Genomic DNA, 2,807 nt, shown 5'->3' on the forward strand with positions numbered 1-2,807 from the left:
ACGGGGACGACTATCGTCCACCCGCCGTCAGTCGCCCCGTGACCCGACACCGTACTCATCGACCGCCATCCTGCCAGCAGACCCTCGCGAGCGCGCCGGGCCGGGTAGCGTTTGCACACGATCCACCGGCGATGGCCCGGGTGGGGGACGACGAGCCGGGAGGCGAAATGGCGCGGGTCGCGGTGATGGGTGCGGGGTCGTGGGGGACCGCCGTCGGCAAGGTGCTCGCGGACGCGGGGTCGGAGGTGGTCATGTGGGCCCGCCGGGACGAGGTGGCCGACGGGATCAACGAGCGGCACTGTAACGAGAAGTACCTGCCGGGCATCGTCCTGCCCGCGACGGTGACCGCCTCGACGGACCCGGCCGAGGTGCTCGCGGGCTCCCACGAGGTCGTCCTGGCCGTCCCGTCGCAGAGCCTGAGGGGGAACCTGGAGAAATGGGTCGACCTCCTCGAGTCGGACGCCGGGGTGATCTCCCTGGCGAAGGGGATCGAGACCGGGTCGCTGATGCGCATCAGCGAGGTCGTCGCCGAGGTCACCGGGTTGACGGGGGACAGGATCGCCGCGTTGTCCGGCCCCAACCTCGCGCGGGAGATCGCCGAGGGTCAGCCTGCGGCGACGGTGATCGCCTGTACGGACGTCGACCGGGCGGCCCGCCTGCAGGACGCGTTCTCCACCCCCTACTTCCGTCCCTACACCAACACCGATGTGGTGGGGTGCGAGATCGGAGGCTCCACCAAGAACGTCATCGCTCTGGTGTGTGGCATCGCCACCGGGATGGGCCTGGGTGACAACACCATGGCCACGCTCGTCACCCGTGGGTTGGCGGAGTCGACGAGGCTCGGGGTGGCGCTCGGCGCCAACCAGATGACCTTCGCCGGACTCGCGGGGCTCGGCGACCTCGTCGCCACCTGCACCTCGCCCCTGTCCCGCAACCGGACCTTCGGTGAACGGCTGGGCAAGGGCGAAACCCTGGAGCAGGCCCAGGAGGCCACCAACGGACAGGTCGCGGAGGGGGTCAAGTCCTGCACCTCCATCCGTGCGCTCGCCCGACAGGTCGGGGTCGAGATGCCGCTCACCGAGGCCGTCCACGAGATCTGCCACGAGGGTGGTGACGCCGTCGAGGTGGCGGTGCGCCTCATGAGACGGAGCACCAAGCCCGAGTAGCCTCGGCCCGGTGAATCGCATCACCGTTGCCGTCCTCTACGGCGGCCGCAGCACGGAGCACTCCGTGAGCTGCGTGTCCGCCGGCGCCGTCATGGCACATCTCGACCGATCCGTCTACGAGGTGATCCCCGTCGGGATCACCGGATCGGGGCGGTGGACCCTGGGTCCCGACGACGTGTCGGGCCTGCGGATCGTCGACCGCGTCATGCCGGAGGTCGACCCGGGGCGACCACAGGTGGCGCTGGGACTGTCCACCGGTGACCGCGGGGTCCTGCGGTACGTGGACGGGGAGCGGGCCGGTGAGCAGGCCGCCCGCGTGGACGTGGTCTTCCCCGTCATGCACGGCACCCACGCGGAGGACGGCACCGTCCAGGGACTCCTCGAACTCTCGGGGATCCCCTACGTGGGTCCGGGGGTGTTCGCCAGTGCGGCCGGCATGGACAAGGAGTTCACCAAGGTCGTGCTGGGTGCGGCGGGTCTGCCGATCGGTGAGCAGGTGGTGCTGCGTCCCGGGATCGCGACGCTGCCGCAGACGGAACTCGACCGGCTCGGGTTCCCGTTGTTCGTCAAGCCCGCCCGCGGTGGCTCGTCCATCGGGATCACCAAGGTCTCCCGCGCGGCGGATCTGGACGCGGCCATCGCCGAGGCCCGCCGGTTCGACCCCAAGGTGATCGTCGAGGCCGCCATCGTGGGCCGCGAGGTCGAATGCGGTGTCCTGCAGTACCCGGACGGTCGGGTGGAGGCGAGCCTGCCCGCCGAACTGCACATCCCCGGTGAGCCCACCGGTCTGGAGGGCGAGACCGAGGGCGACTCCTTCTACGACTTCGACACCAAGTACCTCGACGACGTCTGCACGTTCGACCTCCCCGCGCTGCTCCCCGACGCGGACACCGACCGGCTGCGCGCCCTGGCCGTCGAGGCGTTCCACGCCCTGGATGCCCGGGGGCTGAGCCGGGTCGACTTCTTCGTCACCGAGGACGGTCCGGTGATCAACGAGGTCAACACCATGCCGGGGTTCACCCCGATCTCGATGTACCCGCAGATGTGGGCGGCCTCCGGCGTCGACTACCGGACCCTGCTCGACACTCTCGTGAGGACAGCGCTCGCCGGCTGCTGACCCCGCCCGGTCACCCGATCGGCGCGGGCCGCGGTTCGACGGCCTCGAGACCGGCGGTGAGGGCGTCCGAGAGATCCTGGATCGGACCGGTACCGCCGGTCGCGGGGAGGGTGACCGCGATGTACTCCGGTCGGTCGACGGCGACCCACGTGGACGACGTCACAGCGGGGTCCGGGTCCGGTTCGTTGAACCACTGGACGCCGTTGACCTCCTGGAGCGGCACCCCGACGGTGAAGGTCGGCGGGGCGGGGAGACCACAGCGGACGACGACGGTCTCGGCATCGGGCAGCCGGTAGGCCGCGGCGCCCGGCGGTGCGGGCTCGACGAACGCGACCCGGTTCGCCTCACCGAGGGTGTCCGGGAGGGACTCGACCAGCGACAGGCACTCCTCGGAGTCGGCCCCGGGGGCCGGGATGGTCACCGCGGTCACGGGCTCGCTCGCGGCGGACTCGGCCGCCTCGTCGCGGACGTCCCGCACCAGGACGAGGACCACGGCGAGCAGCACCAGGGGGACGAGTACCGCC

At 71.1% G+C, this 2,807-nt stretch carries 3 protein-coding genes; 2 read left to right on the forward strand and 1 reads right to left on the reverse strand.

Annotated elements, in window-relative coordinates; translation table 11 throughout:
- Positions 1-167: 167 nt before the first annotated feature.
- Complete coding sequence (locus tag G6018_RS11190; protein ID WP_179525497.1) at positions 168-1,166, forward strand: NAD(P)H-dependent glycerol-3-phosphate dehydrogenase; 999 nt, start codon at positions 168-170, stop codon at positions 1,164-1,166.
- 10 nt (positions 1,167-1,176) lie between these two features.
- Positions 1,177-2,283, forward strand: coding sequence for a D-alanine--D-alanine ligase family protein (locus G6018_RS11195; protein ID WP_182639623.1), 1,107 nt, complete (start codon positions 1,177-1,179; stop codon positions 2,281-2,283).
- A gap of 10 nt (positions 2,284-2,293) precedes the next feature.
- On the opposite strand, the gene G6018_RS11200 is transcribed toward G6018_RS11195, so the two are convergent.
- Positions 2,294-2,807 (reverse strand): DUF3515 domain-containing protein (locus G6018_RS11200; protein WP_182639624.1); only part of this gene is annotated, 514 nt, incomplete at its 5' end.

It is taken from the genome of Dietzia sp. DQ11-44 (assembly GCF_014145205.1).
Taxonomy (GTDB): Bacteria; Actinomycetota; Actinomycetes; order Mycobacteriales; family Mycobacteriaceae; genus Dietzia; species Dietzia natronolimnaea.

Excerpts from the sequence above, each read along its gene's own strand:
- G6018_RS11190 (WP_179525497.1), top strand. The coding sequence starts at position 168 with ATGGCGCGGGTCGCGGTGATGGGTGCGGGGTCGTGGGGGACCGCCGTC.